General features: G+C 68.5%; 27 protein-coding genes and 1 riboswitch. Of the genes, 14 read left to right on the top strand and 13 right to left on the bottom strand.

All coding sequences use genetic code 11. The features are described 5' to 3' along the window. Window positions 1–76 precede the first annotated feature (76 nt). On the bottom strand, window positions 77–1,129 hold the full coding sequence (locus AB0I19_RS19305) for a fused (3R)-hydroxyacyl-ACP dehydratase subunits HadA/HadB (protein WP_357150380.1): 1,053 nt from the start codon (window positions 1,127–1,129) through the stop codon (window positions 77–79). A gap of 97 nt (window positions 1,130–1,226) precedes the next feature. Further along, entirely contained in the window at window positions 1,227–1,640 is a 414-nt protein-coding gene (locus tag AB0I19_RS19300; protein WP_357150379.1) for a hypothetical protein, read from the bottom strand. A 3,135-nt stretch (window positions 1,641–4,775) separates the two neighbouring features. On the opposite strand from AB0I19_RS19300, the gene AB0I19_RS19295 reads away from it, so the two are divergent. Both AB0I19_RS19295 and AB0I19_RS19290 read left to right on the top strand, forming a co-directional pair. Then, the gene (locus AB0I19_RS19295; RefSeq protein ID WP_067642176.1) at window positions 4,776–5,210 is read left to right on the top strand and encodes a DUF3151 domain-containing protein; all 435 of its coding nucleotides are present in this window, start codon (window positions 4,776–4,778) and stop codon (window positions 5,208–5,210) included. Window positions 5,211–5,285: 75 nt separating this feature from the next. After that, window positions 5,286–6,395 (top strand): FUSC family protein, encoded by a 1,110-nt coding sequence (locus tag AB0I19_RS19290; RefSeq protein WP_243749823.1) that lies wholly within the window; start codon window positions 5,286–5,288, stop codon window positions 6,393–6,395. 9 nt (window positions 6,396–6,404) lie between these two features. Here the strand turns inward: AB0I19_RS19290 and AB0I19_RS19285 are convergent, their stop codons facing one another. Continuing rightward, window positions 6,405–7,181, bottom strand: coding sequence for a site-2 protease family protein (locus AB0I19_RS19285; RefSeq protein WP_357150378.1), 777 nt, complete (start codon window positions 7,179–7,181; stop codon window positions 6,405–6,407). After that, window positions 7,178–7,837, bottom strand: coding sequence for a hypothetical protein (locus tag AB0I19_RS19280; protein WP_357150377.1), 660 nt, complete (start codon window positions 7,835–7,837; stop codon window positions 7,178–7,180). Before AB0I19_RS19280 ends, AB0I19_RS19285 begins: the two co-directional genes overlap by 4 nt. A gap of 230 nt (window positions 7,838–8,067) precedes the next feature. On the opposite strand from AB0I19_RS19280, the gene AB0I19_RS19275 reads away from it, so the two are divergent. The 3 genes from AB0I19_RS19275 (at window position 8,068) to AB0I19_RS19265 (ending at window position 11,071) form a co-directional block, all read left to right on the top strand. Next, window positions 8,068–9,357: an adenylosuccinate synthase gene (locus AB0I19_RS19275; protein ID WP_067484365.1), complete on the top strand. Its 1,290-nt coding sequence runs from the start codon at window positions 8,068–8,070 to the stop codon at window positions 9,355–9,357. A gap of 218 nt (window positions 9,358–9,575) precedes the next feature. Then, the gene (locus tag AB0I19_RS19270; protein ID WP_357150376.1) at window positions 9,576–10,418 is read left to right on the top strand and encodes a hypothetical protein; all 843 of its coding nucleotides are present in this window, start codon (window positions 9,576–9,578) and stop codon (window positions 10,416–10,418) included. A 359-nt stretch (window positions 10,419–10,777) separates the two neighbouring features. Then, entirely contained in the window at window positions 10,778–11,071 is a 294-nt protein-coding gene (locus AB0I19_RS19265) for a hypothetical protein (RefSeq protein ID WP_357150375.1), read from the top strand. A 65-nt stretch (window positions 11,072–11,136) separates the two neighbouring features. Here AB0I19_RS19265 and AB0I19_RS19260 read toward each other — a convergent pair whose 3' ends face one another. The 3 genes from AB0I19_RS19260 to AB0I19_RS19250 all read right to left on the bottom strand — a co-directional run bounded on the left by AB0I19_RS19260 (window position 11,137) and on the right by AB0I19_RS19250 (window position 12,936). Next, window positions 11,137–11,955, bottom strand: a complete 819-nt coding sequence (locus tag AB0I19_RS19260; RefSeq protein WP_357150374.1) for an alpha/beta hydrolase — start codon at window positions 11,953–11,955, stop codon at window positions 11,137–11,139. 107 nt (window positions 11,956–12,062) lie between these two features. Next, window positions 12,063–12,635: a methylated-DNA--[protein]-cysteine S-methyltransferase gene (locus AB0I19_RS19255; RefSeq protein ID WP_357150373.1), complete on the bottom strand. Its 573-nt coding sequence runs from the start codon at window positions 12,633–12,635 to the stop codon at window positions 12,063–12,065. A 49-nt stretch (window positions 12,636–12,684) separates the two neighbouring features. Next, window positions 12,685–12,936, bottom strand: coding sequence for a hypothetical protein (locus AB0I19_RS19250; protein WP_357150372.1), 252 nt, complete (start codon window positions 12,934–12,936; stop codon window positions 12,685–12,687). A 61-nt stretch (window positions 12,937–12,997) separates the two neighbouring features. Between AB0I19_RS19250 and AB0I19_RS19245 the strand changes: the two genes are divergently transcribed. Then, a complete protein-coding gene (locus tag AB0I19_RS19245) occupies window positions 12,998–14,494 on the top strand; it encodes a PLP-dependent aminotransferase family protein (RefSeq protein WP_357150371.1) in 1,497 nt (498 codons plus the stop codon). On the opposite strand, the gene AB0I19_RS19240 is transcribed toward AB0I19_RS19245, so the two are convergent. Next, on the bottom strand, window positions 14,488–15,576 hold the full coding sequence (locus tag AB0I19_RS19240; RefSeq protein ID WP_357150370.1) for a CaiB/BaiF CoA-transferase family protein: 1,089 nt from the start codon (window positions 15,574–15,576) through the stop codon (window positions 14,488–14,490). The genes AB0I19_RS19245 and AB0I19_RS19240 overlap by 7 nt on opposite strands. Before the next feature lie 126 nt (window positions 15,577–15,702). On the opposite strand from AB0I19_RS19240, the gene AB0I19_RS19235 reads away from it, so the two are divergent. Continuing rightward, a complete protein-coding gene (locus AB0I19_RS19235) occupies window positions 15,703–16,185 on the top strand; it encodes a DUF456 domain-containing protein (RefSeq protein WP_067642066.1) in 483 nt (160 codons plus the stop codon). A 3-nt stretch (window positions 16,186–16,188) separates the two neighbouring features. Here the strand turns inward: AB0I19_RS19235 and AB0I19_RS19230 are convergent, their stop codons facing one another. Together AB0I19_RS19230 and AB0I19_RS19225 are read right to left on the bottom strand one after the other, a co-directional pair. Next, a complete protein-coding gene (locus tag AB0I19_RS19230) occupies window positions 16,189–17,049 on the bottom strand; it encodes an amidohydrolase family protein (protein ID WP_357150369.1) in 861 nt (286 codons plus the stop codon). A 123-nt stretch (window positions 17,050–17,172) separates the two neighbouring features. Then, window positions 17,173–18,561 carry an FAD-dependent oxidoreductase gene (locus AB0I19_RS19225; RefSeq protein WP_357150368.1) on the bottom strand — a complete coding sequence of 463 codons (1,389 nt, stop codon included), beginning with the start codon at window positions 18,559–18,561 and terminating at the stop codon, window positions 17,173–17,175. A 191-nt stretch (window positions 18,562–18,752) separates the two neighbouring features. On the opposite strand from AB0I19_RS19225, the gene AB0I19_RS19220 reads away from it, so the two are divergent. The 4 genes from AB0I19_RS19220 (at window position 18,753) to AB0I19_RS19205 (ending at window position 21,879) form a co-directional block, all read left to right on the top strand. Then, the gene (locus tag AB0I19_RS19220; protein ID WP_067484407.1) at window positions 18,753–19,211 is read left to right on the top strand and encodes a hypothetical protein; all 459 of its coding nucleotides are present in this window, start codon (window positions 18,753–18,755) and stop codon (window positions 19,209–19,211) included. Window positions 19,212–19,256: 45 nt separating this feature from the next. Beyond that, a riboswitch (SAM riboswitch) is annotated at window positions 19,257–19,373 on the top strand. Between the two features lie 17 nt (window positions 19,374–19,390). Then, window positions 19,391–19,807 carry a rhodanese-like domain-containing protein gene (locus tag AB0I19_RS19215; RefSeq protein WP_067642064.1) on the top strand — a complete coding sequence of 139 codons (417 nt, stop codon included), beginning with the start codon at window positions 19,391–19,393 and terminating at the stop codon, window positions 19,805–19,807. 10 nt (window positions 19,808–19,817) lie between these two features. Beyond that, on the top strand, window positions 19,818–21,026 hold the full coding sequence (locus AB0I19_RS19210) for an O-succinylhomoserine sulfhydrylase (RefSeq protein ID WP_357150367.1): 1,209 nt from the start codon (window positions 19,818–19,820) through the stop codon (window positions 21,024–21,026). Window positions 21,027–21,372: 346 nt separating this feature from the next. Further along, on the top strand, window positions 21,373–21,879 hold the full coding sequence (locus AB0I19_RS19205) for an STM3941 family protein (protein WP_357150366.1): 507 nt from the start codon (window positions 21,373–21,375) through the stop codon (window positions 21,877–21,879). A gap of 79 nt (window positions 21,880–21,958) precedes the next feature. On the opposite strand, the gene AB0I19_RS19200 is transcribed toward AB0I19_RS19205, so the two are convergent. Beyond that, complete coding sequence (locus AB0I19_RS19200) at window positions 21,959–23,056, bottom strand: SPFH domain-containing protein (protein WP_357150365.1); 1,098 nt, start codon at window positions 23,054–23,056, stop codon at window positions 21,959–21,961. 17 nt (window positions 23,057–23,073) lie between these two features. Continuing rightward, window positions 23,074–23,307 (bottom strand): hypothetical protein, encoded by a 234-nt coding sequence (locus AB0I19_RS19195; RefSeq protein WP_067642061.1) that lies wholly within the window; start codon window positions 23,305–23,307, stop codon window positions 23,074–23,076. 115 nt (window positions 23,308–23,422) lie between these two features. Between AB0I19_RS19195 and AB0I19_RS19190 the strand changes: the two genes are divergently transcribed. Both AB0I19_RS19190 and AB0I19_RS19185 read left to right on the top strand, forming a co-directional pair. Beyond that, the gene (locus AB0I19_RS19190) at window positions 23,423–24,058 is read left to right on the top strand and encodes a DJ-1/PfpI family protein (protein WP_357150364.1); all 636 of its coding nucleotides are present in this window, start codon (window positions 23,423–23,425) and stop codon (window positions 24,056–24,058) included. Continuing rightward, window positions 24,055–24,516: a MarR family transcriptional regulator gene (locus AB0I19_RS19185; protein WP_357150363.1), complete on the top strand. Its 462-nt coding sequence runs from the start codon at window positions 24,055–24,057 to the stop codon at window positions 24,514–24,516. Before AB0I19_RS19190 ends, AB0I19_RS19185 begins: the two co-directional genes overlap by 4 nt. Window positions 24,517–24,552: 36 nt before the next feature. Here AB0I19_RS19185 and AB0I19_RS19180 read toward each other — a convergent pair whose 3' ends face one another. Next, on the bottom strand, window positions 24,553–25,356 hold the full coding sequence (locus AB0I19_RS19180) for an HAD-IIA family hydrolase (RefSeq protein ID WP_067484430.1): 804 nt from the start codon (window positions 25,354–25,356) through the stop codon (window positions 24,553–24,555). A gap of 118 nt (window positions 25,357–25,474) precedes the next feature. Here AB0I19_RS19180 and fgd point away from each other — a divergent pair, with 118 nt between their 5' ends. Next, window positions 25,475–26,485, top strand: coding sequence for a glucose-6-phosphate dehydrogenase (coenzyme-F420) (gene fgd / locus AB0I19_RS19175; protein WP_067484432.1), 1,011 nt, complete (start codon window positions 25,475–25,477; stop codon window positions 26,483–26,485). Window positions 26,486–26,575: the final 90 nt, after the last annotated feature.

The following is a 26,575-nucleotide window of genomic DNA, read 5'->3' as shown; positions in this document are numbered from 1 at the left end:
GCGGGGTGTTGCGGGACGACAACACACAGGTAAGCGACATGTGACACCGCGTATCAGCTACGCGGTGCGGCTTCGGTCAGGTCAGGCGGATCTCCGCGGCGGCGCGGCCGAAGAGCTTGCGGCCCTCCGAGGTTCCGCTCAGCAGAACGGTGGCCGCGCGGCGGTCGGTGTCGATCGACTTGATCTTGCCGGAGAACTGGATCTCGCCCGCCGCGGTCGGTGGGACCGGGACGAAACCGGAGAAGCGCACGGCCAGTTTCTCGATGGCGGTCGGGTCGCCCAGCCAGTCCGTGAGGTACTGGGCGGCCAGGCCCATGGTGAGCAGGCCGTGGGCGACGACGGTCGGCAGGCCGGCCAGTTCGGCGGCGCGGTCGCTGAAGTGGATCGGGTTGGGGTCGCCCGAGACGCCCGCGTAGTTGGCGAGGTCGCCGCGGGTGACGCGCGCGGTGGCGACCGGCAGCTCCATACCCTTGGTCAGCGATTCGAACGCCGGGGCGGTGTGCACGGGAACGAACTCGCGCGGCGGTACGGCGGGAGCGGGGCCGGTGCGGCGGATCAGCAGGTCGTCGGCGATGCCGGTGTCGCCGGGACGCGGGTGCATGCTGATGTTCTCGACGGCCTCGACGATATTCGGGTCGACCTCCACGCCGCGGCGCGCGACGATGGTCGTCGTCCCCTGTACCGCCACCTCGTCGTGCTGGTTCACCAACTTGAAGCCGACATTGACGAAGTCGTTGTCGGCGAACTGGCGGATCGACTCGATCTCGATCTCCGTGCGGATCCGGTCGCCTGCCAGCATCGGCCGGAAGATCTCGAACACCTGGTCGGTCTGCAGCACTTGCGAGAGGTCGTACTCCGTGAGTACCCCGTCGAGCAGGGCGCGGGTGGCGCTCATCCCGATCACCGACGCGAAGGTCGGCGGTGCGATCACCGCGTCGTAGCCGAGTTTGCGGGCGTCGACCTCGTTCTGGTGCGCGAGGTGCGTGTTCTGCACCGCCCGGGCGAATTCGCGGATCTTCTCGCGCCCCACCTCGTAGTGATCGCGGAATCCGAAGCGCTGGCCCACCAGCGCCGCCTCCGGGACCACAGCATCGATGTCCGGCTGCGACGTTGTGTGTTCCGTGCTCATGATCCGAAAAATGATACTGGGTGCACAGTGCCCGATACCAGTTATGTGTGACCCGTCATAGCACCTCTGACCGGCGCTACGACGGGTCACCAACCGGTCAGGGGGCCGCTGTGGGGTCGCACACCTTCCAGCTGCCGTCGGTCTTCTGCAGGTCGAAGGTGCGTGCGGTGCGCTTGGACTCCGCCGCCGTGTACACCGTGGCCTCGGCCAGCGCCGTGTCGTCGGTGATCCGCACCGCGTCCACGCTGTCGACCACCGGGATGGACCCCTGCTCGGTCGAGAGCTGATGCACGCCCTGGAACTGCTCGGTACTGATGCCCTGGTAGAAGTCGTGTAGCTGCCCGCAGGTGGTGGACCGCAGGGTTTCGAGATCACCCTCGCGCAGTGCGTCGGTGTACTCACCGATCACCGCCCGCACCTGTCCCTCCGGCGAATTGTCACCCGTCGTCATCAGCACGAAGCCCACGATCAACGCGATGACGAGCACCGCCGCACCCGCAGCCGCCAACACCAACCGCTTCGACCGAACCGCCCCGCCGGCGTCCGCCTGCTGCTGCGGTGCGGCCCCTTGCTGACCCGGCTCGATCCGCTGCGGAGGTGCGACCTGCCGCTGCCCGTCCGCCAGGTGATGCGCGGGCCGAGTCGGCTGGATGTCAGCAGGAGAAGGAGCCCCCGGCCCTTGGCCACGAGCAATACCCGCCCCCTGCGGACCTTGCTGCGCCGACGGGCGCGTCTCCTCGACCCCTGCTCCCTGCGGTTCGCGAGGCGCTCCTGCACCTTGCGGACCCTGGGGCGCAGACGGGCGGGTCTCCTCGATCCCTGGTCCTTGCGTTCCGCGAGGCGCTCCTGCCCCTTGCGGACCCTGGGGCGCAGACGGGCGCGTCTCCTCGGCCCCTGGTTTTTGCAGTCCGCGCGGAGCTCCCGGACCTCGAGGTGCCGATGGCCGTGCGTCTTCGGCCCATGGTCCTTGAGGCCCGCGAGACGCTCCCGGTCCTTGCGGTCCTTGCGGTCCGCGCGGCCCTTGGGATGCGGATGGCCGTGTGTCTTCGACGCCGGCTCCCTGCGGTCCGCGGGGAGCGCCCGGCCCCTGGGGTCCTTGGGGCGCGGACGGTCGTGTGTCTTCGACGCCGGCTCCCTGCGGTCCGCGGGGAGCGCCCGGCCCCTGGGGTCCTTGGGGCGCGGATGGCCGTCTGTCTTCGGCCCCGGCCCCACGCGCACCCTGCGGTCCCGACGGGCGCACATCCTCGACACCGGGCCCCTGCGCTCCCTGGTGCCCTGCCTGCCTGGGCCCCGCAGGACCGCGCGGCGTGCTGGGCGGCGGCGTCACGGCCCGCCCACCGACAACCCGATCCGTCCCCCGCTGCACCGGGAAAGTGGTGGTAGGTGCATCCGCGGGATTGACCACGCGCATAGCAACGGTCTGATCCTCCGACCCGGATTCACCTGCCCCAGCAGGATTCTCGTCCTTCTTCGACAACCCGCCGACCCCAGCGGCAGCCCCAGCTCCAGCCGCAGCGGCCGCAGCCCCAGCCGCACCGCCGAGAGCTTTATCGCCGCTGCCGCCCGTCTGGTCCTGCGCCCGGGAATCACCGCGCTGCTGCCCGGAACTCGTGGAGAACTTCTCCGTCGCATCCGAGCCCTGCGAATCACCCTCACGCACTGCGGATTCAGAGCCAACAGTTCGAGGCTGCCCCGCATCGTTCCCGCTGCCGGTGCGAGCCTGTCCGGTGTCCGCGCCGCTCGCACCAGCTTGCGGGTCGTTCGCACTGTCGACGCCACCCTGGTCCTCGAGACGCGAAGCCGCCCTGGCGGTCCCGAACCGCGCGGTCGCCGCGTCGGCGCCGCCGTCTTCACCGCGCGAATCATCCGGTGCGCCACGGAACTCGGCGTCTCGGACGCCCGTGCCGTTCTCGCCGCGCGACTCTTCTCGCGCGCTACGGTCGTCGGCTGCTCCAGCCCGCTCGATGTCGCGTGCAGCCTGCTCACTGCGCGAATCACCTTGTGCATCCGGAGTATTCGCGATTATGGCCCGTTCGTCCGCAATTGGGCGCTGCTCGTCAACCCCCGAGCGATCGACGTGCTGCGCGTCATCTCGGGTTCCCGACGAAGCATCGCGGGTTGCTGCGGAAGCGTCTCGGCTGGTGGGCGCACCGGAGAATTCGATCGAATCGCTTGTGCCCGGGCGAGATCCACGCGCATCTGCTGCGGCCGTGCCCTGTCGTCCGGCGGCCGGACGATCGCCCGGCTCCATCCCGACGGTCGGCACATCCGCCGCACCCTGCTCGCCTTGATCGGCGGACGCCGCCGCCGACGCCCCGCGTCCGGGGATCCGCATTGCGGTAGTCGGCGCATCGGCGCCACCCAGGCCTGGCGAATCAGGCTGTGCCCGCGAATCTCCTTCGCCGCCAGCTGATTCCCCGGGAAGCCCCTTCGACAACCCGGCCAACGGCGAACCGCCCGCGGCCGAGCCCTGGTTTCCGCCCGGCTCGCGTCCTTGCCCGGCAGCCGGGCCCTGCCCACTGCCACGGCCGGCGGCCGCACCCGGCGCATTCGCCGGCCGGTCAGCACGCTGCTGCGATCCGGCTCCACGCTCTGCACCGCCGGCGAACTCACTGCCCACACCACTACCGCCGCGAGTATCACCCTCGCCGCCACCGGGGTGGCCACCCTGACCAGGCCGATTCGCTGGTGCCCCAGCCGCAGAGCTCTGCTGACTCTCGACAACGCCTCCGGGACGACCTCGACCGCCTGCTTGTTCGCCCGAAGGACGTTGTGCGGCAGGCCCATTCGTTGCCCGCGCGACCGGCGCCGCACGTCCTGGCCCCTGCTGCGGCCCGGGCCGACCCCCTTGGGGTGCACCAGAAGCGTTGGGCCCGTTCGGCCCTGGTGCGTTCCCCGGTCGCCCGCCCGCAGCCCTGGGGTCACCGGACCCGGGTGCGCCCGGGCGATCGTTCGAGGGTCCACTCGCTGGTCGCCCGACCGATCCAGCTCCGGGCCCGTTCACGGGACGCCCAGCCGCCCCGGACGCGCTTCCCGGACCGTTCGCCCCTGGAGCGCTACCCGGACCGTTCGCCCCCGGCGCATCGCCCGGCCGCCCGGCAGCGCCGGGGTTGTTCGGACCACGGCCCGCCGCGTTGCCCGCTCCCGGCGGCATCGGATTCCCACCCTGGGGAGGACGATTTCCCGGACCGGCGGGACGCTGAGAACCGGGCCCCTGCGGACCACCCACCCGCGGCCCGGCCGGGCCCTGCGGCGCACCAGTCCCACCGGCAGGTCGGAACCCGGGTCCATAAGAACGCCCCGCACCCTGATCGCCCGGCAGCTCACTACGCCGGATGACAACAGTCTCCGAGGTCCCGGCGGTCGCGCGCTCCGGCTCGGTCACCGCGTGCGGCACCGATTTCGGCGCTTCGGAACCCGGGCGGGCGGACTCGTCGGGCGACGGGTCGGCGTCATGGTGTGTCCCGGCCGCACCGGGACCACGGTCCTCGGCTGCTGGGTTGTTCTCGTCGGTCGGGTCGGACACCTAGTACCCCTCGCTCAGGCTCGAACGTTGAACTCCCGCCCAGCCTAATGCGCGGCGCGCGGGGGAGTTCGTCGATCACCCGTGGCGGGGTGGGTGGGCGTGGCGGTGCACAATGAACCCATGACCTCCTTCGGTGACCTGCTCGGACCGCAGCCGGTCCTCCTCCCTGAACTGATCGACGCCGAAGACGCCATCGCGGCGGGCACCGACCCCGTGAAGGTCGCCGCCGATCATCCGGCCGCGTCGATCGCGTGGGCCCAGCTCGCCGAGGCGGCGCTCGAGCGCAGCAACGGCGAGGTCGATCACGACACCGTCGCCGCCTACGCCTTCGCCCGCACCGGCTACCACCGCGGCCTCGACCTGCTGCGCCGCAACGGCTGGAAGGGTTTCGGCCCGGTGCCGTGGTCGCACGAACCCAACCAGGGTTTCCTGCGCAGCGTCGGCGCGCTGGCCAGGGCCGCGCAGGTGATCGGTGAGACCGAGGAATACGCCCGCTGCCTCGACCTGCTCGAGGACTGCGACCCCAACGCCGCCACCGAACTCGGTCTCGACTAGCCGGTCACCGGTTCGCAGGTGAGCGAGCACAGGCCGTTCGTCGAGGTCGCTACGCCCGTCGTAGCGGCCGCGAAGGTGAGTACCGTCGGCCGGTTCCGGCAATCGGTCGAGCGGTTGCGGCTGTCGGCGATCCCGATCATCCAGTGCGCGCTGGGCGCCGCGCTGGCCTGGTTCATCGCCCACGACGTGATCGGCCATATCGAGCCGTTCTTCGCCCCGACGGCGGCCGTGGTTTCGATCGGCATCTCGTTCGGCGCGCGGATCCGCCGCTCGGTGGAACTGGTCGTCGGTGTCGCGGTCGGCATCGGTATCGGTGACCTGTTCATCGCCCAGGTGGGCACCGGTGTGTGGCAGGTGGCGCTGGTCGTCGGCGGTGCGATGGCGGTGTCGGTGTTCCTCGACTCCGGGGCCATCATGACGATTCAGGCGGCGGGTTCGGCCGTGCTCGTCTCCACGTTGAACCAGGCTCCGGGCGCGGGTCCGTCCCGCATGATCGACGCGCTCGTCGGTGGCCTCGTCGGTGTGTTGATGGTGGCCGCCATCCCGCTGCATCCGGTTCGGCGCGCGCGTGAGCACGCCGCACAGGTGCTGGATGTGATGAGCAAATCCATGACCGAGTGCGCCGACGGTCTGCTCGAGCAGAGCGCGGACAAGGTGCACGACGCGCTCACCGCTGTGCGCGCCACCCAGAGCCAGATCGACGGACTCCGCTCCGCGCTCGAGGGTGGCCGCGAGGTGAGCCGCATCTCCCCGCTGTACTGGAATTCGCGAAAACGCCTCGCCCGCATCCGGGCCACCGCCGACCCGCTCGACAATGCCGTGCGCAACACCCGTGTGCTGCTGCGCCGTTCGCTCACCCTGGTCCGCGACGACGAGGTGCTCGATCCGCGCCTGATCGACCTGCTCCGCCAGCTCGGCGGCGCCACCGACGTGGTGCGCAAGATGATGCTCGCCGACCCGGGTGAGCAGCCCGACCAGGCCGAGGCGGCCCGCTGCCTGCGCAGCGTCGCCAAGAACGCCCGCCCGGAACTCGTTGTGGGCGCGGGCCTTTCAGCGCATGTGGTGTTCGCCCAGATTCGTTCGATCGTGGTCGACCTGATGGTGGTATGCGGAATGCAACGCATCTCCGCGATCGCGCTGCTCCCACCGACCGTGCCGAATCCGTATGTCCCACCGGAGGACTGACCCAGGCCGTCAGTACCAGAAGCGCGTCAACCGGCTGCCGTTGCCCGCCCAATACTGCGGGATGCCGGAAACATCGAACAGCAAGTACACGGCCTCGAAGAACACCCGGCTGAGCGGGGTGAAAAAGATGACGGCGAAAAGAATCAACATGCCGTACGGCTTGAACTGGTCGAGCGAGCGCCGCGTCTGGTAGCTCAGCGACGGCTCGATGATCCCGTACCCGTCGAGGCCCGGCACCGGAAGAATGTTCAGCAGAAACGCTGTGAGCTGCAGGAACGCCAGGAAGCTCAGTCCGAACCAGAAGGCGGCGTGTTCGGTGGCCGAGCCCATCGCACGGATCACGATCAGCAGCACGATCGCGCACAGCAGATTCGAGAACGGGCCGACCGCGCTCACCAAACGCTGTATGCCAGAACGGAATCGGGTGGTGTCCAGGTAAACCGCACCACCCGGCAGACCGATCCCACCGAGCGCGATGAACAGCAGCGGTAAGACGATCGACAACACCGGATGGCTGTACTTCAGCGGATTCAGCGTGAGATAACCACGCGCCTCCACATCGTGATCACCGGCCCGCCATGCCACATAGGCGTGCGCGAATTCGTGCAGGCACAGACTCACGATCCAGCCGAACACCACAAGCACGAACACGCCGACCTTGGCGCGCACCGAGGACACATCGGCGTCCCATGCCAGCGCGCCACCGAGCACGGTGACGGCCACGATCAGCAGAAAGACCGGACTCGGGCGCACCGCGCCACGGGTGCTCGGGAAGGAGTAACTCATCGCACCAGCAGCCAGGGTTGTTCGAAACGGTAGAAGGTCGAGCGGGGGACGGTGCGTTCGGCGGTGATCCCGTCGCGGGTCACGATCGCACCCGGCGTGCCGAGCTGGGCTGCGCGCCCGCCGACCCAGCCGCGTTTGCGCAGACCCTTGCGCACCCGTGCCCGCACCCCCGGCATCGCCATCGTCGGGGAGATCAGCATGGTCGTCACCGTGCCGGTGAACAGCAAGGTGTCGTCGACATAGGCCTCGCCCTCGAGCTTGGCGCCCTCGACGCCGGTGATGCTCGCCCGGCCCACCAGCACCGTGCCCGTGTCGTCGCGGATCAGCGGCGTCTCGACGGCCCGGCCTTCCAGCGCGGTCTTGGCGGCCGCATTGCCGGTGCCGGTCTGATAGACCCGCGAGGCATAGGTGGTCTCGACCGGCACGTAGCCGATCTCCACGTGCAGCCGTTCGGTGCGCATCAGATGGGTGAGCACGGACGCCAGGCCCGCGTCGTCGCCCAGCACGATCAGGCGTGGCAGGCTGTCGGCGGCCAGCACCGGCAGCAGCTCGTCGATCACGGCGACATCGGGTAACCGCTCGGTCTGCGTGGTGGGGAGTGAGGCGAGAGCGATCGGGACCGGCAGGTCACCACATCGGAGAACGTGGGTACTCAAACTGCGGTACACCCTCCTCGGTCGGGTCGACGGTGTGTCGCCCATGAGCGCGGCAATCCCCCTGCCGGCAAGTAACCGTAACCGATGATGGCACGCCCACCGGGCGCGGGTCGGGGCGCTGGACAGGGCACGCGAGTGCCGTCGGCTAGACTGTGTCTCCGGCCACCGCCTCAGTACGGCAGGTAGCTGCAGTACAAGCGTGCTGCTGTCGATCTGTAGGAGACTCCGAAATGCCGGCTATCGTCCTCATCGGCGCCCAGTGGGGCGACGAGGGTAAGGGCAAAGCTACCGATCTGCTCGGTGAGCGGTTGCAGTGGGTAGTCCGTTATCAGGGCGGCAACAACGCCGGTCATACGGTGGTGCTCCCCAACGGTGACAAGTTCGCGCTGCACCTGATCCCGTCCGGCATTCTCACCCCCGGTGTGAAGAACGTCATCGGCAACGGCGTCGTCGTCGATCCCGGTGTGCTGCTCGAGGAACTCGCCGGGCTCGAGGAGCGCGGTGTCGACACCTCCGGCCTGCTGCTCTCGGCCGACGCGCACCTGATCATGCCGTACCACGTGGCCATCGATAAGGTCACCGAACGCTTCCTCGGCAACCGCAAGATCGGCACCACCGGTCGCGGCATCGGCCCCTGCTACCAGGACAAGGTCGCCCGCGTCGGCGTGCGCGTCGCGGATGTGCTCGACGAGAAGATCCTCACCCAGAAGGTCGAGGCCGCACTGGAATTCAAGAACCAGGTGCTGGTGAAGATCTACAACCGCCGCGCGCTGGACCCGCAGCAGGTGGTGGACGAGGTGCTCGCGCAGGCCGAGTCGTTCAAGCACCGCATCTCCGACACCCGCCTCGAGCTGAACCTGGCGCTCGAACGGGGCGAGACCGTGCTGCTGGAAGGCTCGCAGGGCACCCTGCTCGACGTCGACCACGGCACCTACCCGTTCGTCACCTCCTCGAACCCGACCGCAGGCGGTGCCGCGGTGGGTTCGGGCATCGGCCCGAACAAGATCGACACGGTGCTCGGCATCCTCAAGTGCTACACCACCCGCGTCGGCTCCGGCCCCTTCCCGACCGAACTGTTCGACAACTTCGGTGAGTTCCTCGCCAAGAACGGCGGCGAGGTCGGTGTCACCACCGGTCGCGCCCGCCGCTGCGGTTGGTTCGACGCGGTGATCAGCCGATACGCCACTCGCGTCAACGGCGTCACCGACTACTTCCTCACCAAGCTGGACGTGCTGTCCGGCCTGGACACGGTGCCCATCTGCGTGGCGTACGAGATCGACGGCGAGCGGGTCGAGCAGATGCCGACCACGCAGACCGAGTTCCACCACGCCAAGCCGATCTACGAGGAGATGCCGGGTTGGTGGGAGGACATCTCCGCCGCCCGCACGTTCGAGGATCTGCCGGCCAATGCGCAGGCGTATGTGCTTCGGCTGGAAGAGCTCTCGGGTGCTCGGATTTCGTGCATCGGTGTGGGTCCGGGTCGTGACCAGACGATTGTTCGGCACGACGTGCTGGCGTAGTTCTGCCGTCGAGCCCGGCGTCGCAGCAGCGGCGCCGGGCTTTGTCGTCTCCACCCCCGACACGCTCGGACTATGCGGACACGCTATCGATTTGAGCATCCATCTGGCTAACGCTATGGTCGCTGCGGCGCGCGGGGACGTGCCGGTTTCTTCTAGCGTGTGAGTGGGTGTTCGACGTGGTCCGTCGGTGTGCTGGTGTGTGGGGATCGACGGGGCGGATGAGCGCTCGGGCGGTCGCGGGTGTGTTGCCGATGGCGGTCGCGGTGGCCTGTGCGGGTGTGGCGCTCGCTGTGCCGCAGCCGGGTGTGACCGGTGAGGTGCCGGAGCAGCCGGGAGTGAACATGCCGGGCGAGGAGGGGCGTTCCAGTCTCGGGGATTTCGAGGGACCTGATTCGCTGGCCTATCTGGCGCCCGAACCGCAGGAAACGCGGCCGGTGCCCGAATACACCACCCCTGCGCCGCCCGTCGTGATCGAGGAACTGCACCTCCCTGAACCGGTCGAGCCCGTCGCCCCGATCGCCCCGCCGCCGCGCACCCTGCGCGTGGGTGACTTCACCGCCCCGGCTCCGGAGGAACTTCCGGCCGAGATCCTCGACGGTGTGAACACCACCGCCGCCGATGTCGAAGCGGCCATCGCCACCCAGGGCCGCTCCATCGGCATCAACCCCAGCCGCTCCGACAATATCGCCGCCGCGACCGTCGGCGGTGCCCTCGCGGGTGCCGCCCTCGCCGGTGTCCCGGCGGCCGCCGTCGGCGCGGTCGGCGGCGGACTCGCCGGTGCCGCTGTCGGCGCGGGCGCCGGCTTCGTGGTCGGCGCGGTCACCACCGGCACCGCAGGCGCGATCATCGCCGCCGCGTCGGCGGTCCCCACCGGAGGTATCGGCGCCGTGGTCGCGCTCGGCACGGCTGCCGCCGCCACCGCCGCGTCCACCGGTGCGGGCGCAGCGATCGGCGCGGGTGTCGGCGCGGCCGCGGGCGCCGCAGTCCTCGGCATTCCGGCAGCGGCCGCCGGTGCGGTCGCAGGCGGTATCGCAGGCAGCAGCTACGGTGCCACCATCTGACACCCCATTGGCCCACGCCGGCCATTAGGCACGGAGGCCGAAACGCCATCTGCAGCGGATACGGCGCACCCTCTGACACCCCAGCGCCGCCCTTCGTGATCTTCTACAGGGAACACCGCCCTCGCGTACCGGCGCAGCATCCCCGTCGCGAGCTGGACAGTCGATCACCACGCTCTGGTGGCGGCATCGCCCGAGAGCCGAACGCCACCAGAGCGTGGGGATCAACCGTCCGAGTTCAGGCCGGCGGCGCCTGCCGCGGGACGGCGGAGAGCTGAAGCAAGGTGCCCGTTCTCCGGCGCACCTGTAGTGCTCGCCGCGGGCGGGAGTAGCGTCGGGAATGGTTCGGATGGAGGTGGTTGATGGTGCGCACGATGATGGTGGCGGGGGTAATCGCGGTGGGCGTGCTCAGCGGGTGTTCGACGCCCGAGGCGCCTGCACCGCCGCCGAGCGCGTCACCGGTGCTGTCCACCACCGCCCTGCCACCCGCCGAGACCCTCGCCCCGTCCCAGCAGCGCAACGAGCGCATCAGAGGAATGCTGTACACGGCCGGTTGCGTCAGCAACGCCTGCGTACAGACCTACTTCGCCTGCATGGACGGCTACCTCGCCGGCGATCCCTGCCAGTTCTTCCGCGACCACCCACCGCCGCCCTGACGCGCGGGGTGAGCGTCGACAAGGCGGCGATCGTGGTGTCGGCTACCGGCAACGCGACCGGTTGATCACCTTGCGCGCGTGAGGAATTCGCCGATGGCGGGGGCGAGGACAGAGATCTTCGGGTTGTGGCTCACGCCGGGGAGTTCGGCGAACTCGGCGTTCGGCACCACCTCGGCGGCCGCCTTCGCGCCCTTGGTGAGCAGGGGGGCGGTGCGTTCGCCCGCGAGGACGAGGACCGGAACGGAGATGCCGCTCCATTCGGCTGCGTCGAGTTTCTGTCCGCGCATGTAGGGCTTCATCACGGCCCAGTCGTGCGCCGTCGAATTCGACGTGGCCGCAAGCTGTTTCCAGAACGGCGTCACCCGCATCACGGCGACCATCAGCGCGGGCATGCCCATCGCCTTGGTCATGTAGTAACGAACCGTCTTGTCGCGCTTGCCTTCCGCGATCAGCGGATGCAGCTTCGTTTCCAGGTCCTTCGGCGGCACATGATGTTTCGCATCGACCACGAAGGGCGGTTCGAACGCGACCACCCCGGTGACACCGGGGATCTCACGCGCCGCGAGCAGGGCAAGCGCCGCGCCCGACGACCACCCGAACAGCGCCGCCTTCCCGCCCGCCGCCTCGACGAGCGCGGCGATGTCGGCGATCTCGTTGGCCACGTCGTACACACCGGGGGAGTCGGTGCTGTCACCGCGCCCGCGCCGGTCGTAGTTGAGTACGGTCAGGTCGTAGTCATCGGCGAGAGTCTGGGCGAGCTCGGTCATGGTCTTGAACTTGCGGAAGCTGAAGGCGCCGCCGATCAGGATGACCGTCCCCGCGGTCCCGTCGCCGACCCGGTCGTAAGCGATCGTTGTGCCGTCGGCCGACGTGACTGTCTGCATGATGTTCCCTCTCGATAGCTGACCACCGCAGTGCGACGGTACGCGACCCTGCGCGCCCGCCCTCCGGCTCCTCGGAACAGACGGTCCGGGCCGCCCCGATTCATCGCTCAGAACAGCATGGGTTCGCCGAAGCCCGGTGTGCGCTCGATTTCGAGCAGGCGCGCCTTGGTGCCGATGCCGCCGGGTGCGGAGAATCCGTGCAGTGCGTGGTCGGCGGCGAGCACTCGATGGCAGGGGATGATGAGGGGGATCGGGTTGCGGCCGAGGGCTTGTCCGACGGCTTGGGCGGAGCCGGGTGCGCCGATCCGGATGGCGATGTCGCCGTAGCTGAGGGTGCGGCCCGGGTCGATCTCGCGGGTCACCGCGTAGACGGCGCGGTGGAATTCGGGCACGCCGGGCAGGTCCACCTCGATCCAGCGCAGCGTGTCGACCGTGCCGGCGAGGTGGGCCCGGATGCCGGCGATCGCCGCGACGATCGCGGGGCCGGGCTCGCCTTCGGCCACCGGTTGCCCGCCGAAGGGCCGGGTGATGTGGGCCAGCGTCTGCTCCTCGCTGGCCTCGGGCAGCGCGAACCGGACGACGGTGTCGTCGCGCCAGGCGATGGCGCACAGCCCGATGGCGGTGTCGAAGAGGGCCGCGACCACGGTGCCGGTCCGTGTCGAGTCAGCTCCGGAACTCATGAGCACAGTGTGCGCCGCCCCGGTGACAGGTTTCGGCCCGACCCACCGCTCACGCGGCGAGACGGCCACTATCGGGCTTCGAAACCAGTCCAGTTTCCGGTAACTGGTCTGGTTCGTCATGGCCGCGGCTGCGAAGGGCTTCGAGATCGCGGTATTGGCGCTGGTCATCGTAGGTGCCGAAGGCCCGGTCGTGGGGCGATTCCTGGAACGGCCAGAACGGCAGCTCCCCCTCCTTGGGGGCGAAATGATAGACGGCATAGCCCACGGCGAGGGCAACGGCGAGAGCGAGGAAGGTGGTCATATCCCAAGAATCCGCCCACTGGCCTTGTCAAAAAATAGCCACTCACGGAATACTGGACTTTATGGCGACAAGAGTGATCGGCGCGGCGGGCCTGGCCCGCGACCTCGGCCGGTGGCGTGACCCCGAGACCGACGGCGACGAGCGTCGCCCCCACCGGCCCGCCTACCTGGCGCTGGCCGAGGCCATCCGGCTGCTGATCCACGACGGCCGCGCCCCGCTCGGTGTCGCGTTGCCGAGCGAGCGTGATCTGGCGGCCACCCTCGGCGTCAGCCGCACCACCATCACCTCCACCTACTCGCTGTTGCGCGAGCACGGCTACCTCATCAGCCGTCAGGGTTCGCGCAGCACGGTCGCACTGCCGCCGAGCATCCAGCACGACGGCGCCCGCCCGGCACGCGGCATCATGGCGCTGATGGCGCAGCCGGAACTACCGACCATCGACATGACCTACGCCGCCATGTCCGCACCGCCGGAACTGCACGACGCGTATTCGGTGGCACTGCAAGGCATTCCGGCCTACCTCGGCACCCACGGCATGGACCCGGTCGGTGTGCTCGCGCTGCGCGAGGCCCTGGCCCGCCGCTACACCGCGCGCGGCCTGCCCACCGAACCCGACCAGATCCTGGTGACTCTCGGTGCGCAACATGGACTTCGGCTGCTGCTCAACGTGCTCACCTCTCCGGCCGCCCGCGTCCTGATCGACCATCCGTCCTATCCGAACGCGATCGAGGCGATCCGCGATGTCGGCGCGCGCCCAATACCGGTGCCGCTGCGCCCCGAATTCCCCAGTGCCGGTTGGGATCTGGAAGGGCTGCGCAGTACCGCCCGGCAGACCGCGGCCAGCCTGGCCTACCTCGTGCCGGACTTCAACAACCCCACCGGCCTGCTGCTCGACGCCGACGGCCGCGCCGAACTCGCCGCCATCGCCCGCGACACCAGAATGACCATCGTCGTCGACGAGTCGATGCGCGACCTCAACCTCTCCGACGACGACATGCCGCCGCCCGTCGCGGCTTTCGCGAAGGGCTCGGAGATCATCACCATCGGTTCGGCATCCAAGTCGTTCTGGGGCGGCCTGCGCGTGGGCTGGGTGCGCACCAATCAGGCGCTCATCACCAAGCTGCTCGGCATCCGCGCCACCGTCGACCTCGGCACCCCGGTCATGGACCAGCTGGCCACCGTCCACCTGCTGGAGAACGCCGAGCCCATCCTCGACCGGCGCCGCGCCCAGCTGCGCGCCCAGCGTGCCACCCTGCTCGCGGCCCTGGCCGAGGAACTACCCGATTGGCACACAGCGCCCGGCGCGGGTGGCATGTCGGTATGGGCGCAGCTGCCGAGTCCGGTGTCGACCGCACTGGCCGCCACCGCACCCAACCACGGTGTATTGCTCGCCGCGGGACCACGTTTCGGCGTGCAGGGCGCGTTCGAACGGTTCATCCGACTGCCGTTCACGCACCCCGAAGCCGACCTGCGGCTGGCCGTGAAGTCGATCGCCGCCGCCTACACCGCGCTCACGCCGCGCGCCGCCGACCCACTCCAGCCGCTCACCTGCTACTGAGCCCAGACGTCCTCGATCGGCGTCGCCGCGCTCGGCGGGGGTGTCGGGGTGCCACCCTGGGTGCGCGAGAACCGCGGCGCGGGCGCGTGCTGCGCCACCTCCTCGATCTCGATCAGCCCTTCGCGGGCGCGGATGTGCTCGTTCTGCGTGGCCTCGGTGAAGGTGAGCACCGGGGTGGTGCAGGCATCGGTGCCCTCGAAAATGGCGGTCCACTCGTCGCGGGTCTTGCTCTTGAACTTCTCGGTGAACAGCTTGCGCAGCTGCTCCTGGCCGTCCGGGTCGAGCTGCTGGGGGAGGCCCTCCGGGTCGATGCCGAGACCGGCGAGCAGCTGCTCGTAGAACTGCGGTTCGATCGCGCCGACCGCCATGTACTTGCCGTCGGCGGTTTCGTAGGTGTCGTAGAACGCCATCCCGGTGTCGAGCAGGTTCTCACCGCGCTCGTCGGACCACAGGCCGACGCCGCGCATGCCCCACACGAAGTGCGAGAGGGCAAGTGCCCCATCGACCATCGCCGCATCGATCACCTGCCCCTTGCCCGAGGTCGCACGCTCGACGAGCGCGGCGAGCACACCGGTCACCAGGAACATCGAACCGCCGCCGAAGTCGCCGACCATGTTCAGCGGCGGCACCGGCCGCTCACCCTTGCGCCCGATGGCGTTGAGCACGCCGGTGAGCGAGATGTAGTTGATGTCGTGGCCCGCGCGATCGGCCATCGGACCGTACTGGCCCCACCCGGTCATCCGGCCGTAGATCAGGCGCGGGTTGCGCGCGAGCGCGTCGTCGGGGCCGAGGCCCATCCGCTCGGTGACGCCGGGCCGGAAGCCCTCGAGCAGTACGTCGGCCTTCTCGACCAGGTCGAGCACCTTGGCCACGTCGGCGGGGTCCTTCAGATTCGCTTCGACGATGGTGCGACCGCGCCACTGCGGGCGTTCCAGGAAGCCGGGCAGCTGTCCACGCCGCTGCACCCGCACCACGTCGGCGCCGAGATCGGCCAGTAGCAGGGCGGCGTGCGGGCCCGGGCCGATCCCGGCCAGCTCGATGACCTTGATGCCCGCGAGGGGGCCCTGACCGGTGGTGCTCACGTGGTGACCTCATTCGTCGTCGAACGGTATTGACAATCCGACAATAGCGCCGGGGTGGCGGCACCGGTAGACCATGCGCGAGAATTCGCCAAGCGCGACTCGGCGCGATATGGGAGGAACCCGGCAGTGAGCGTATGGGGTGAGGTCCTCGTCGGCCTCGTCATTCTGGTCGGCATCATCGGCGTGATCGTGCCCATCCTGCCCGGGGTGATCCTGATCTTCGCGGCCGTCGCGGTGTGGGCGTTCCTCACCGGCGGTGCTGGCGCCTGGACGGTGTTCGCCATCGCCTCGGTGGCGCTGATCCTGTCGGGCGTCGTGAAATACACCTGGCCGGGGCGCCGGATGCGCGAAGCGGGCGTGTCGAATCGGGCGTTGCTCGTCGGCGCCGTCTTCGGCATCGTCGGCTTCTTCGTGATCCCCGTGGTCGGGTTGTTCATCGGGTTCGTGCTCGGCGTGTACGTGGCGGAACTGCAGCGGTTGAAGACGCATGAAACCGCTTGGCCCGCAACGATGCACGCGCTCAAGGGCGTCGGCTTGTCGATGCTCGTCGAACTGTTCGGCGCGCTGGTCGCGTCCGGAGTGTGGCTGGCCGGGGCGCTGTTCGTCTGAGGCTCAGGGTCTTTCGATGATCGGGAGCGGGCGGGTCTTGTCGTCGCCCGCACCGGGCAGAGCCGATCGGGGGATCGGCAGGGTCGGGTTGTCGTGGTGCGCAACCTGTTCGGTCTCGGTCCTGTGTACCGGGGGCAGGCGGTAGCACTCGCGGGCGTTGTCCTCGAGTACGGCGTGCATGTCGGCACCGACCACCTGGCAGATCAGGTCGATATCGGCGTCCTCGAACGGGCGGCCCGCCCGGGTGCCGGGTAGATCGGAGCCGAACATCAGGGCGCGGGGGTTCACGGTGTGGATGCGGCGCAGCGTTTCGGCCACGTCCATGTCGACCCGGCCGAAGCCGGTGGCCTTCACCCTCGCGCCGCGATCGACCAGATCCAGCAGGTAGGGCAGCCCCTCGGCGGACATGCCGAGGTGATCGATGGACAGCGCGGGAAGTTTGGAGATCACCGGCTGCAACGATGCGAGCATCTGGCCGTCGATGTAGAGCTCTACGTGCCATCCGGCCAGTTCATGGGCGCGCAGGGCCTGCAAGGTCATCTGGGTGATGTCGGCGGCGGCGCGCTTGAGGTTGAACCGGATGGCCCGTACGCCCGCCCGGTCCAGATCGAGAATCTCCTCGTCACCGGCGTCCAGATCCAACCGGGTCACCCCGACCCACTCCGGGCCCAGCTCGCTCAGCGCGGCCTTCAGGTACGTCTGATCGGTGCCTTGGAACGATGCGCTGACAACGGCTCCACCGCGAACATCGAAGTGCGCCATCCGCTTTCGATAGGCCGCGATCGTATAGGGCTCCGGCAGGTAGCCCTCGTTCTCGATCAGCGGAAACCGCGGATCGATGATGTGAACATGCGCGTCGAACACTTGTACAGGATGCCTCGAGCTAGGCGGATCGGCCGACTTCGACCGAGAAAACAGGCGGGTACGCGCGGAAAAGGCCGGTGGGCGAGGGTTCTGCTCTCGCGTCCACCGGCCTTGTCGTCGCTGTCAGGCCTTGTGGGGCTCGCTGGCGCGGAGCATGTCTTCGCGCTCCACGACCTTGACGCGCTCGCGGCCTTCGGGCTCGCCGAGGGCGCGCTCGTGGGCGTCGAGGCGGTACCAGCCGGCCCAGGTGGTGAACGGGATGCCCTTGCCCTCGAGGAACTCGGTGACGGCGTCCAGCTCGGGCTTCGGCGCGGGGGTGAAGTTCTTCGCGTCGTCGAGCAGGCAGGCGATGGTCTCGTTGGCGTCGCCCTTGGTGTGGCCGATCAGGCCGACGGGGCCACGCTTGATCCAGCCGGTGACGTAGGTGGCGGGCATGAAGCGGGCCGCGCCCTCGGCGCTCTCGTCGGCGATCACGCGACCGGCCTCATTCGGCACGGTGCCCGCCTGATCGTCGAACGGCAGCTGGTTGATGTTCTGCGACAGGTAGCCGACAGCGCGGTAGACGGCCTGCACGTCCCACTGCTTGAACTCGCCGGTGCCCTTGACGTTGCCGGTGCCGTCGAGCTGGGTGCGCTCGGTCTTGAGACCGACGACCCGGCCGTTCTCGTCGCCGACGATCTCGGCGGGCGACTCGAAGAAGTGCAGGAACAGCTTGTGCGGGCGATTGCCCTGGTCGCGGATGGCCCACTGCTCGAGGGTGTTGGCGACCATGTCGACCTGCTTGGAGTTGCGGCGCGCGGCCTCGGAACCCTCGTCGTAGTCGATGTCCTCGGGGTCGACGATCACCTCGATGGTCGGCGAGTGATCGAGTTCGCGCAGCTCGAGGGGGGTGAACTTGGCCTGCGCGGGACCGCGACGCCCGAAGACGTGCACCTCGACGGCCTTGTTCTCCTTGAGACCCTTGTAGACGTTCGGCGGGATCTCGGTGGGCAGCAGCTCGTCGCCGGTCTTGGCCAGCACGCGCGCCACGTCCAGGGCCACGTTGCCGACACCGAGCACGGCGACCTTCTCGGCATCCAGCGGCCACGAACGCGGCACGTCGGGGTGCCCGTCGTACCAGGAGACGAAGTCGGCGGCACCGTAGGAACCGTCGAGGTCGATGCCGGGGATCGGCAGCGCGCGGTCGGCGTTGGCGCCGGTGGAGAAGATCACCGCGTCGTAGAACTGACGCAGGTCGTCGAGGGTGATGTCGGTGCCGTAGTCGATGTTGCCGAGCAGGCGCACCTGATCCTTGTCGAGCACCTTGTGCAGGGCGGTGATGATGCCCTTGATGCGCGGGTGATCAGGCGCGACGCCGTAGCGGATGAGTCCGAAGGGCGCGGGCATGCGCTCGTAGAGGTCGATGCTGACCTCGGCGTCGGACTTCATCAAGGCGTCGGCGGCGTAGATACCGGCCGGTCCCGCACCCACGATCGCGATGCGAAGCGGGCGAGTCGCTGTCTGTTCGGTCATTGTCTACGCGCACCCTTTGGTCGAGAAACGATGTGACGGCGTCAACTTAGCTTAGGCTAAGTCGGAAACCGGCTACCGGCCGCTGCCGTCCTCGTCGGCGGCAGGCCGTAATCAAGGCGATTCTAGCTGCGGTGTTGCGGCAACCCGGCGCGCGGTGTAGCTGCCCGGCCCGGGTCTGTCAGGATTACCACATGAGCGAGGAGCAAACAGGCTCGGACGATCAGCCCATCGAGGTCGATCAGACCGACAAGCGGTCCATCGTCCCGTTCGTCGCGGCCGCGGTGATCGCGGTCGTCGTGCTCATCAGCATCGTCGTCGGCGGGCTCCTGGCACCCGCTGAGAAAAATGTCACAGAGGCCGATCGGCTCGCGGCCGCCGTCACCAACTATATCGACGCGCGCTCGCGCACCGACCAGCGTCCGCCGCCCGGGGTGGCGTGCCCCGGGTTCGACGAGGCGAAATCGGGTCTCACCGAACGGCTCGGCGGCCCGGAATCAGCGGCGACGATCGACAAGAAGGGCTTTTCCAACGCCACCGTCAACGGCAACCGGGCCAAGATCGACGCCACGGTTTCGGTGGGCGGGCAGTCGACGTCGAGCACCTGGAATCTCACCCGGGTCGACGGCGCCTGGCTGGTGTGCACCCCCTGAGGGGTTTGACACGGTGACCAGTGCCGGGGCAATCTCAGATCGCAAGGTCATGAGTACCAGCGTCAAGCCCCGGCTCGCTGGTCGGCAACCCTCCTCCGCGGTGGGGTGCTCCGGGTGACGACCTGGCCGTGAGCGGACTCCCCGCCTCGGCAAGAGCGGATTCACGCAGGAGGATCGACATGAGTTACGCCGGCGACATCACCCCTGAGAAGGCGTGGGAAATCCTGACCGAGCACCCCGACGCGGTGCTGGTCGACGTGCGCACCGAAGGCGAGTGGGCCCACATCGGCATCCCCGACACCAGCTCCATCGAGCGCCCCGCGCACTTCATCGAATGGGTCGACGGCACCGGCGCGCGCAACCCCCGCTTCGGTGAGCAGCTCGAACAGGTCCTCGCCGACCGCCCGGCCGACGCGCCCGTGGTGTTCCTGTGTCGCTCGGGTCAGCGCTCGGCGCACGCGGCCACGGTGGCGACCGCGGCGGGGATCACCCCGTCCTACAACGTGCTCGACGGTTTCGAGGGCGGCCTCGACGCGTTCGGGCAGCGCGGCAGCACCGGCTGGCGCGCCGTCGGCCTGCCGTGGCGCCAGGCATAAGGAGACTCGCATGATCACCGGTGGTTCCTTCGACAAGCCGCTGCCGGAAGGGGTCGGCCCTGCGACCCTCGGCGTGCGCGGTGGCCTGCGCCGTTCCGGATTCGACGAGACGTCCGAGGCGCTGTACCTGACTTCCGGCTTCGTCTACGAGAACGCCGAGGCCGCCGAGGCCGCGTTCACCGGCGATGTCGAGCACTTCGTCTACTCCCGCTTCGGCAACCCGACGGTGGCCATGTTCGAGGAGCGCATCCGCCTGCTCGACGGCGCCGAGGCCGCGTTCGCGACCGCCTCGGGCATGTCGGCGGTGTTCACCGCGCTGGGCGCGCTGCTGAAGGCGGGCGACCGGCTCGTCGCCGCGCGCAGCCTGTTCGGTTCCTGCTTCGTGGTGTGCAACGAGATCCTGCCGCGCTGGGGCATCGAGACCGTCTTCGTCGACGGCGACGACCTCGACCAGTGGGAGCAGGCCCTGTCGGTGCCCACTCAGGCCGTGTTCTTCGAGACCCCGGCCAACCCGATGCAGACCCTCGTCGACGTCCGCAAGGTCACCGAACTGGCCCACGCAGCGGGTGCGAAAGTGGTGCTGGACAACGTCTTCGCCACCCCGCTGCTGCAGCGCGGGTTCGAACTCGGCGCCGACGTGGTCGTCTACTCCGGCACCAAGCACATCGACGGCCAGGGCCGCGTACTCGGCGGCGCCATCCTCGGCGCCAAGGACTACATCGATGGTCCGGTGAAAACCCTGATGCGCCATACCGGTCCGGCCCTGAGCCCGTTCAACGCCTGGACCTTGCTCAAGGGCCTGGAGACGATGCCGCTGCGCGTGCGTCAATCCACCGAATCGGCGCTGAAGGTCGCCGAATTCCTGGAGGCGAACAAGTCTGTCGAATGGGTGAAATACCCGTTCCTGCAATCGCATCCGCAGCACGCTCTCGCCAAGGAGCAGATGACCGGCGGCGGCACCGTCGTCACCTTCGCCCTGCACGGCGACGACGGCAAGAAGCGCGCCTTCGAGGTCCTCAACCGCCTGCGCATCATCGACATCTCCAACAACCTCGGCGACGCCAAAACGATGATCACCCACCCCGCAACCACCACCCACCGAGCCATGGGCCCGGAAGGCCGCGCCTCGATCGGCCTCTCCGACGGCGTCGTCCGCATCTCGGTAGGCCTGGAAGACATCGAAGACCTCCTGAGCGACCTCGACCACGCGTTGAGCTAAGCCCGCTCGAACGGTGTCGACACCTCGACACCGAGTTGTCGGCGACCGCATCGGTCTGCTCGAGAACCGGGCGCCCTCCCGGCCCATAGCTGCGAGAGCGACCTCACCACTTGCCCTTGTCCGTCTCGAGCAGCTCATCGACGGCATCTGCCGTTCTGAGCGCATGCCTGGGGGTCGCGCTTGTATCGGCGGCACCGGCCACCTTGCGTGGGATGATCCGCGTCGAGGAGACGGCAGGAGTTAGGCGTTCGCCTCAGCCCGCCGGATCAGCGAGTCCAAGTCCAGCGGCCGCCGCGTGTCGCCAGGCTAGGCTTGTTGAGTGAGTTCTGGGGGAGTGTCGCGGCCTGTGACCGTTTTCTATCCATCCGCGCTGCGATCAGCGGCGATGCTGGTGGGGTCGGTGATCTTCGTCGCGATCGGCGTGTGGGTTGTGTCGAGCGATGATGTGCCTTTGGTGCCGCTGGTCGCGGGCATCGTCGGAATTCCGATGTTCTGCGCCGCCGGAGTCTTCTTTTTCGGCCGACTGGTGCGGCGGCGGCCGGAGCTGGTCTTATCCGACGCCGGGCTGGTGCATCGGCAGAGCGGATCGCTGGCGTGGCACGAGGTGGCCCATGCAAGAGTCTTCGTCCAGCGGCCGTCGGCGTCGACCAAGGTGCGCTATGTCCAGATCGGCCTGCGTGATCCACAGGCTTACTACGCACGCAGCTCATGGTGGTTACGGCTGATGGTAAAGGCCAACAACAAGCTCGGCTACGGCGATCTGAACCTGGCGGAATCCATGCTCGGCGCCTCGGCCGAAGAGGTTATCCGTGCGATGCGTCATCACTACCCTGAGCTGGTTGTCGTCCCCTAGTCAGGCGCCACCGGATTCGGGTCTGTTGTGCCGATGCATGTGCCGGGCACCACCATCGGGGGTGCCCGGCCGGATCGGCTCAGACCTTGTCGACCTCGCCGTTGGACAACGCCTTCTGTAGGGAGTTGAAGACCGTCAGGCCCTGGCCGACCATGCCGTTGACCAGTTCGCTCACGCCGTCGGGTCCGTTGAGGACGGTGAGGTTGGCGTTGGCGAGGCCGTTGGAGGCCTGGCGGACGATCTCGGGGAGTTGTTCGATGAGCAACTGGTCCAGGGCGATTCGGTTGTTGGAGGCGGCGGCTTCGGCCTGGATGCGGGTGCGGTCGGCTTCGGCCTCGGCGAGGATGCGGACCCGTTCCGCCTCGGCGAGTGCGGGTTTGACGACCTCGGCCTGGAGTTCCTGCTCGCGCAGTTCGGCGTTCTTGCGTGCCTGTTCGGCCTGTGCGGTGAGGACTTCCTGCCGGGCGACGGCGTCGGCGAGCGGACCCGCCTGTGCCGCTTCGGCATTGGCCTTGTCGATGTCGCGCTGGTACTGCGCCTTGAGCAGCGAGGTCTCGCGCTCGTATTCGGCGCGGCGGCGCAGCGATTCCTGTTCGGCCTCCGCGGCGCGCTGGGCGGCCTGGGCCTGGGCGATCTGGGCGTCGCGCTGCACGGCCGCGTTGTGCGGGGCGGCGAGGGCCTCGATATAGCCGAGGTTGCCGTCGTCGATCGACTGGATCTGGAACGAGTCGACCCAGAGGCCGATATTGCTCATCTCCACCTTGGAGGCGATCAGCACCTCGTCGGCCAGCTTCTGGCGTTCGCGGATGATCTCCTCGACGGTCATCGAGCCGACGATCGAGCGCAGGTGACCGGAGAAGATGCGGCCGGTGAGCACCGACATCTCCTTCTCCTGCTCGGACAGGAAGCGTTGTGCCGCATTGACGATCGACTGGGTGTCGTTGGCCACCTTGAACGCGATCACCGCGCGCACGTCGAGCTGGATGGCCTGCTTGGTGACGCAGCGTTCGCGGATCTCGGATTCGAACATGGCCAGCGACAGGTAGCTGACCTTGCGGAACAGCGGAATCACCCAGGTGCCGCGACCGATGATCACCTTGAACGGCGCGTTGTCCTTGACCTTGGCGCCACTGACCAGCATGGCCTCGTCGGGATCAGGAACGTGATAGCCCAGCATCTGAGCCTCCCTTGCTTTCAGTTGTCTTGCGGCAGTTGCGGTGTGAGCGGTATCCAGGGCACGACGTCGACGAGCCTGCCCGGATTGACCGCGACGATGAGCACGGTCGCGCCCGCCTCGATCGGCTCGTCGGCGCGCGCGAGATACAGCTCCGTGCCGCCACGAATGGCGACGAGTACTTCGCCGAGTGCGCCCGCGGCGCGGATCGGTGAGGTGATGGTGCCGGTCAGTCCCTGCACCGGGTCGGTCATCGTGGCGAACTCCCTTGTCTCGCACCGGTTGTGCGTCAGCCTACGGAGCGGCGCCTGAAAGCGGGTTGCAAAATTCTTATTGACAGCATCCTGTCAATAATGACAGGATGCTGTCATGACCAAGAAGACAGTTCACGTGGCTGTGTACGACACTCTTTCGGACTGGGAAGTCGGCGCGGCGACGGTCAATATCGCCGACGACTCCTGGCATCGCGAACCTGGGCGCTTCGAGGTGGCGACGGTCGGGCTCACGACCGCGCCCGTTACCACCGCCGGACGCATGCGGGTGACCCCCGACCTGGCCCTGGCCGACATCGACCCCTCCGACAGCGCCATGCTGATCCTGCCCGGCGCCGACCTGTGGGACGCGGGCGACGACCTGGCTCCCTTCGCCCGCAAGGCGCGGGAATTCCTCGCGGCGGGTGTACCGGTCGCGGCGATCTGTGGCGCCACTCTCGGACTCGCCAAGGAGGGCTTGCTCGACGACCGCCCGCACACCAGCAACGCCGCCGAATACCTCGCCTCCAGTGGCTATTCCGGCGCCGCGCACTATGTCGACGAATCGGCGGTGACCGACGGGGACCTCATCACCGCCGACGCCATGTCACCGTTCGAATTCGCGCGTGAGATCTTCGTCCGCCTCGATCTCTTCGAGCCGCAGGTACTCGACGCCTGGTACCAGCTGTTCGGACAGAAGGACCCCAGCGGCTACTTCGCCCTTGCCGAAAACGCGGGCGGACAAGCAGATTGAACGACGAACAGCAGCTCCTCGACGCGGCCGCGCTCACCGTCTACCGGCTCAACGGCCAATTCCTCGCTCTCGGTGACGAATTGGCCGCGCCCGCCGGAATCTCGGTGGCGTGGTGGCAGGTGATGGCGGCGGTGGAACATCAACCGCTGCCGGTCGCCGGGATCGCCCGCGCCATCGGCATCACCCGGCAGAGCGTGCAGCGGGTGGCCGACATCCTGGTCGGCAAGGGGCTGTGCGAATACCGGCCGAACCCGGCGCACAAACGGGCCAAGCTGGTCGCGATCACCGAAGCGGGCGAGGCGGCCATCCGTCGCATCGACCCGCAGCACGAGGTGCTGGCCCGTCGCCTCGCCCACGCACTCGGCCCGGCCGAATTCGCCGCGACCGTCGAGACTCTCACCCGGTTGTCGGCGGCGATCGACATCATCGTCACGGGAGACGAGAACAGCGTCGGTTGAGATCGCCCACGTGGCGGCGGCCAGGGCGTCGGCCCGTCAGAGTTCCACGAACGGGGTCCGGGTGCGATTGAGCAGGTCGGCGATCGAATCCACGACAAGCGTCGGCCGGAAGGGGTACTTCTCGACCGAAGACTTGGTGGAGATGCCCGAGGTGACCAGGACCGTGCGCATGCCCGCCTCGAGACCCGCGATCACATCGGTGTCCATCCGGTCGCCGATCATCACCGTCGACTGGGAGTGCGCGCCGATGCGGCGCAGTGCCGAACGCATCATCAGCGGGTTCGGTTTGCCGACGTAGTAGGGGTCCTTGCCGGTGGCCCGGGTGATCAGGGCGGCGACCGAACCCGTGGCCGGCAGCACGCCGTCGCGGGAGGGGCCGGTGGCGTCGGGGTTGGTCGCGATGAACTTCGCACCACGGTCGACCAGGCGGATCGCGGTGGTGATGGCCTCGAACGAGTAGGTGCGGGTCTCGCCGAGCACCACGTAGTCGGGGTCGCTGTCGGTGAGCACGTAGCCGATCTCGTGCAGCGCCGTGGTGAGCCCCGATTCGCCGACCACGTACGCGGTGCCGTTGGGGCGCTGGTCGTCGAGGAAGGTCGCCGTCGCCAGCGCCGAGGTCCAGATCGACTCCTCCGGGATATCGAGGCCGGTGTGGCGCAGCCGGGCCTGCAGATCGCGTGGGGTCCGGATCGAATTGTTGGTCAGCACGAGGAACGGGATCTCGTTCTCGCGCAGCTCGGCGAGGAACTCGTCGGCACCGGGGATCAGCTGATCCTCGTGCACCAGCACGCCGTCCATATCGGTCAGATACGACAAGATCTGGTCATCCTTGGCGGTCACCAGCTAATCATCCGCTAAAACCCGGCGCAGTGGGAGACGAAACGGCGACGGTGCGGATCGCGGGCCGCGCGCTAGTGTCGAGGAGGCAGCGGTCAGCGGAGGAACAGGAGTGGCTGGAATGGTCGATCTCAAGCTCGGGTACAAGGCGTCGGCGGAGCAGTTCGGACCACGAGAGCTGGTCGAGTTGGCGGTGGCCGCCGAACAGCACGGCCTCGACAGCGCCACCGTGAGCGACCACTTCCAGCCGTGGCGGCACAACGGCGGCCATGCCCCGTTCTCGCTGGCCTGGCTCGCGGCCGCGGGCGAGCGCACCGAGCGCATCATGCTCGGCACGTCGGTGCTCACTCCGACCTTCCGCTACAACCCGGCGGTGATCGCGCAGGCCTTCGCCACTTTCGGCTGCCTGTACCCGGGCCGGGTGATGCTCGGTGTCGGTACCGGCGAGGCGCTCAACGAGATCGCCACCGGGTACAAGGGCGAATGGCCCGACTTCAAGGAGCGTTTCGCCCGGCTGCGTGAGGCCGTGCGACTGATGCGCGAACTGTGGCTCGGCGACCGGGTCGATTTCGACGGCGAGTACTACCACACCGTCGGCGCCTCGATCTACGACGTGCCCAAGGACGGCATCCCCGTCTACATCGCGGCCGGTGGCCCGGTGGTCGCCAGGTACGCGGGCCGCGCGGGTGACGGTTTCATCTGCACCTCCGGCAAGGGCATGGACCTCTACACCGAGAAGCTGCTGCCCGCCGTCGCCGAGGGCGCGGCCAAGGCCGAGCGCGACCTGTCCGCGATCGACAAGATGATCGAGATCAAGATCTCCTACGACACCGATCCCGAACTCGCTCTGGAGAACACGCGTTTCTGGGCGCCGCTGTCGTTGACCCCCGAACAGAAGCACGACATCACCGACCCGATCGAGATGGAAGCCGCCGCCGACGCGCTGCCCATCGAACAGGTCGCCAAGCGCTGGATCGTCGCCAGCGATCCCGACGAGGCCGTCGCCCAGATCAAGCCCTATCTCGACGCGGGCCTCAACCACCTGGTCTTCCACGCCCCCGGCCACGACCAGCTCCGCTTCCTCGACCTCTTCAAGCGCGATCTGGCCCCCCGCCTGCGCGCCCTGGGCTGAGCTCCCCGCTGGACAGTTGAACACCACGCTCTGGTGGCCTTCGGCTCTCGGCCGATGCCGCCACCAGAGCGTGGTGATCGTTCGTCCGGG

The organism is Nocardia sp. NPDC050413 (assembly GCF_040655475.1).
GTDB classification, from domain to species: Bacteria; Actinomycetota; Actinomycetes; order Mycobacteriales; family Mycobacteriaceae; genus Nocardia; species Nocardia coubleae.
This window is presented reverse-complemented; position numbering and strand designations above follow the sequence as displayed.

Excerpts from the sequence above, each read along its gene's own strand:
- AB0I19_RS19190 (WP_357150364.1), top strand. The coding sequence starts at position 23,423 with ATGACCAAGAAGACAGTTCACGTGGCTGTGTACGACACTCTTTCGGAC.
- AB0I19_RS19265 (WP_357150375.1), top strand. The coding sequence starts at position 10,778 with ATGGTGCGCACGATGATGGTGGCGGGGGTAATCGCGGTGGGCGTGCTC.
- AB0I19_RS19285 (WP_357150378.1), bottom strand. The coding sequence starts at position 7,181 with ATGAGTTACTCCTTCCCGAGCACCCGTGGCGCGGTGCGCCCGAGTCCG.
- AB0I19_RS19250 (WP_357150372.1), bottom strand. The coding sequence starts at position 12,936 with ATGACCACCTTCCTCGCTCTCGCCGTTGCCCTCGCCGTGGGCTATGCC.
- AB0I19_RS19295 (WP_067642176.1), top strand. The coding sequence starts at position 4,776 with ATGACCTCCTTCGGTGACCTGCTCGGACCGCAGCCGGTCCTCCTCCCT.
- AB0I19_RS19305 (WP_357150380.1), bottom strand. The coding sequence starts at position 1,129 with ATGAGCACGGAACACACAACGTCGCAGCCGGACATCGATGCTGTGGTC.
- fgd (WP_067484432.1), top strand. The coding sequence starts at position 25,475 with ATGGTCGATCTCAAGCTCGGGTACAAGGCGTCGGCGGAGCAGTTCGGA.
- AB0I19_RS19195 (WP_067642061.1), bottom strand. The coding sequence starts at position 23,307 with ATGACCGACCCGGTGCAGGGACTGACCGGCACCATCACCTCACCGATC.
- AB0I19_RS19225 (WP_357150368.1), bottom strand. The coding sequence starts at position 18,561 with ATGACCGAACAGACAGCGACTCGCCCGCTTCGCATCGCGATCGTGGGT.
- AB0I19_RS19275 (WP_067484365.1), top strand. The coding sequence starts at position 8,068 with ATGCCGGCTATCGTCCTCATCGGCGCCCAGTGGGGCGACGAGGGTAAG.
- AB0I19_RS19245 (WP_357150371.1), top strand. The coding sequence starts at position 12,998 with ATGGCGACAAGAGTGATCGGCGCGGCGGGCCTGGCCCGCGACCTCGGC.
- AB0I19_RS19220 (WP_067484407.1), top strand. The coding sequence starts at position 18,753 with ATGAGCGAGGAGCAAACAGGCTCGGACGATCAGCCCATCGAGGTCGAT.
- AB0I19_RS19255 (WP_357150373.1), bottom strand. The coding sequence starts at position 12,635 with ATGAGTTCCGGAGCTGACTCGACACGGACCGGCACCGTGGTCGCGGCC.
- AB0I19_RS19260 (WP_357150374.1), bottom strand. The coding sequence starts at position 11,955 with ATGCAGACAGTCACGTCGGCCGACGGCACAACGATCGCTTACGACCGG.
- AB0I19_RS19200 (WP_357150365.1), bottom strand. The coding sequence starts at position 23,056 with ATGCTGGGCTATCACGTTCCTGATCCCGACGAGGCCATGCTGGTCAGT.
- AB0I19_RS19215 (WP_067642064.1), top strand. The coding sequence starts at position 19,391 with ATGAGTTACGCCGGCGACATCACCCCTGAGAAGGCGTGGGAAATCCTG.
- AB0I19_RS19270 (WP_357150376.1), top strand. The coding sequence starts at position 9,576 with ATGAGCGCTCGGGCGGTCGCGGGTGTGTTGCCGATGGCGGTCGCGGTG.
- AB0I19_RS19210 (WP_357150367.1), top strand. The coding sequence starts at position 19,818 with ATGATCACCGGTGGTTCCTTCGACAAGCCGCTGCCGGAAGGGGTCGGC.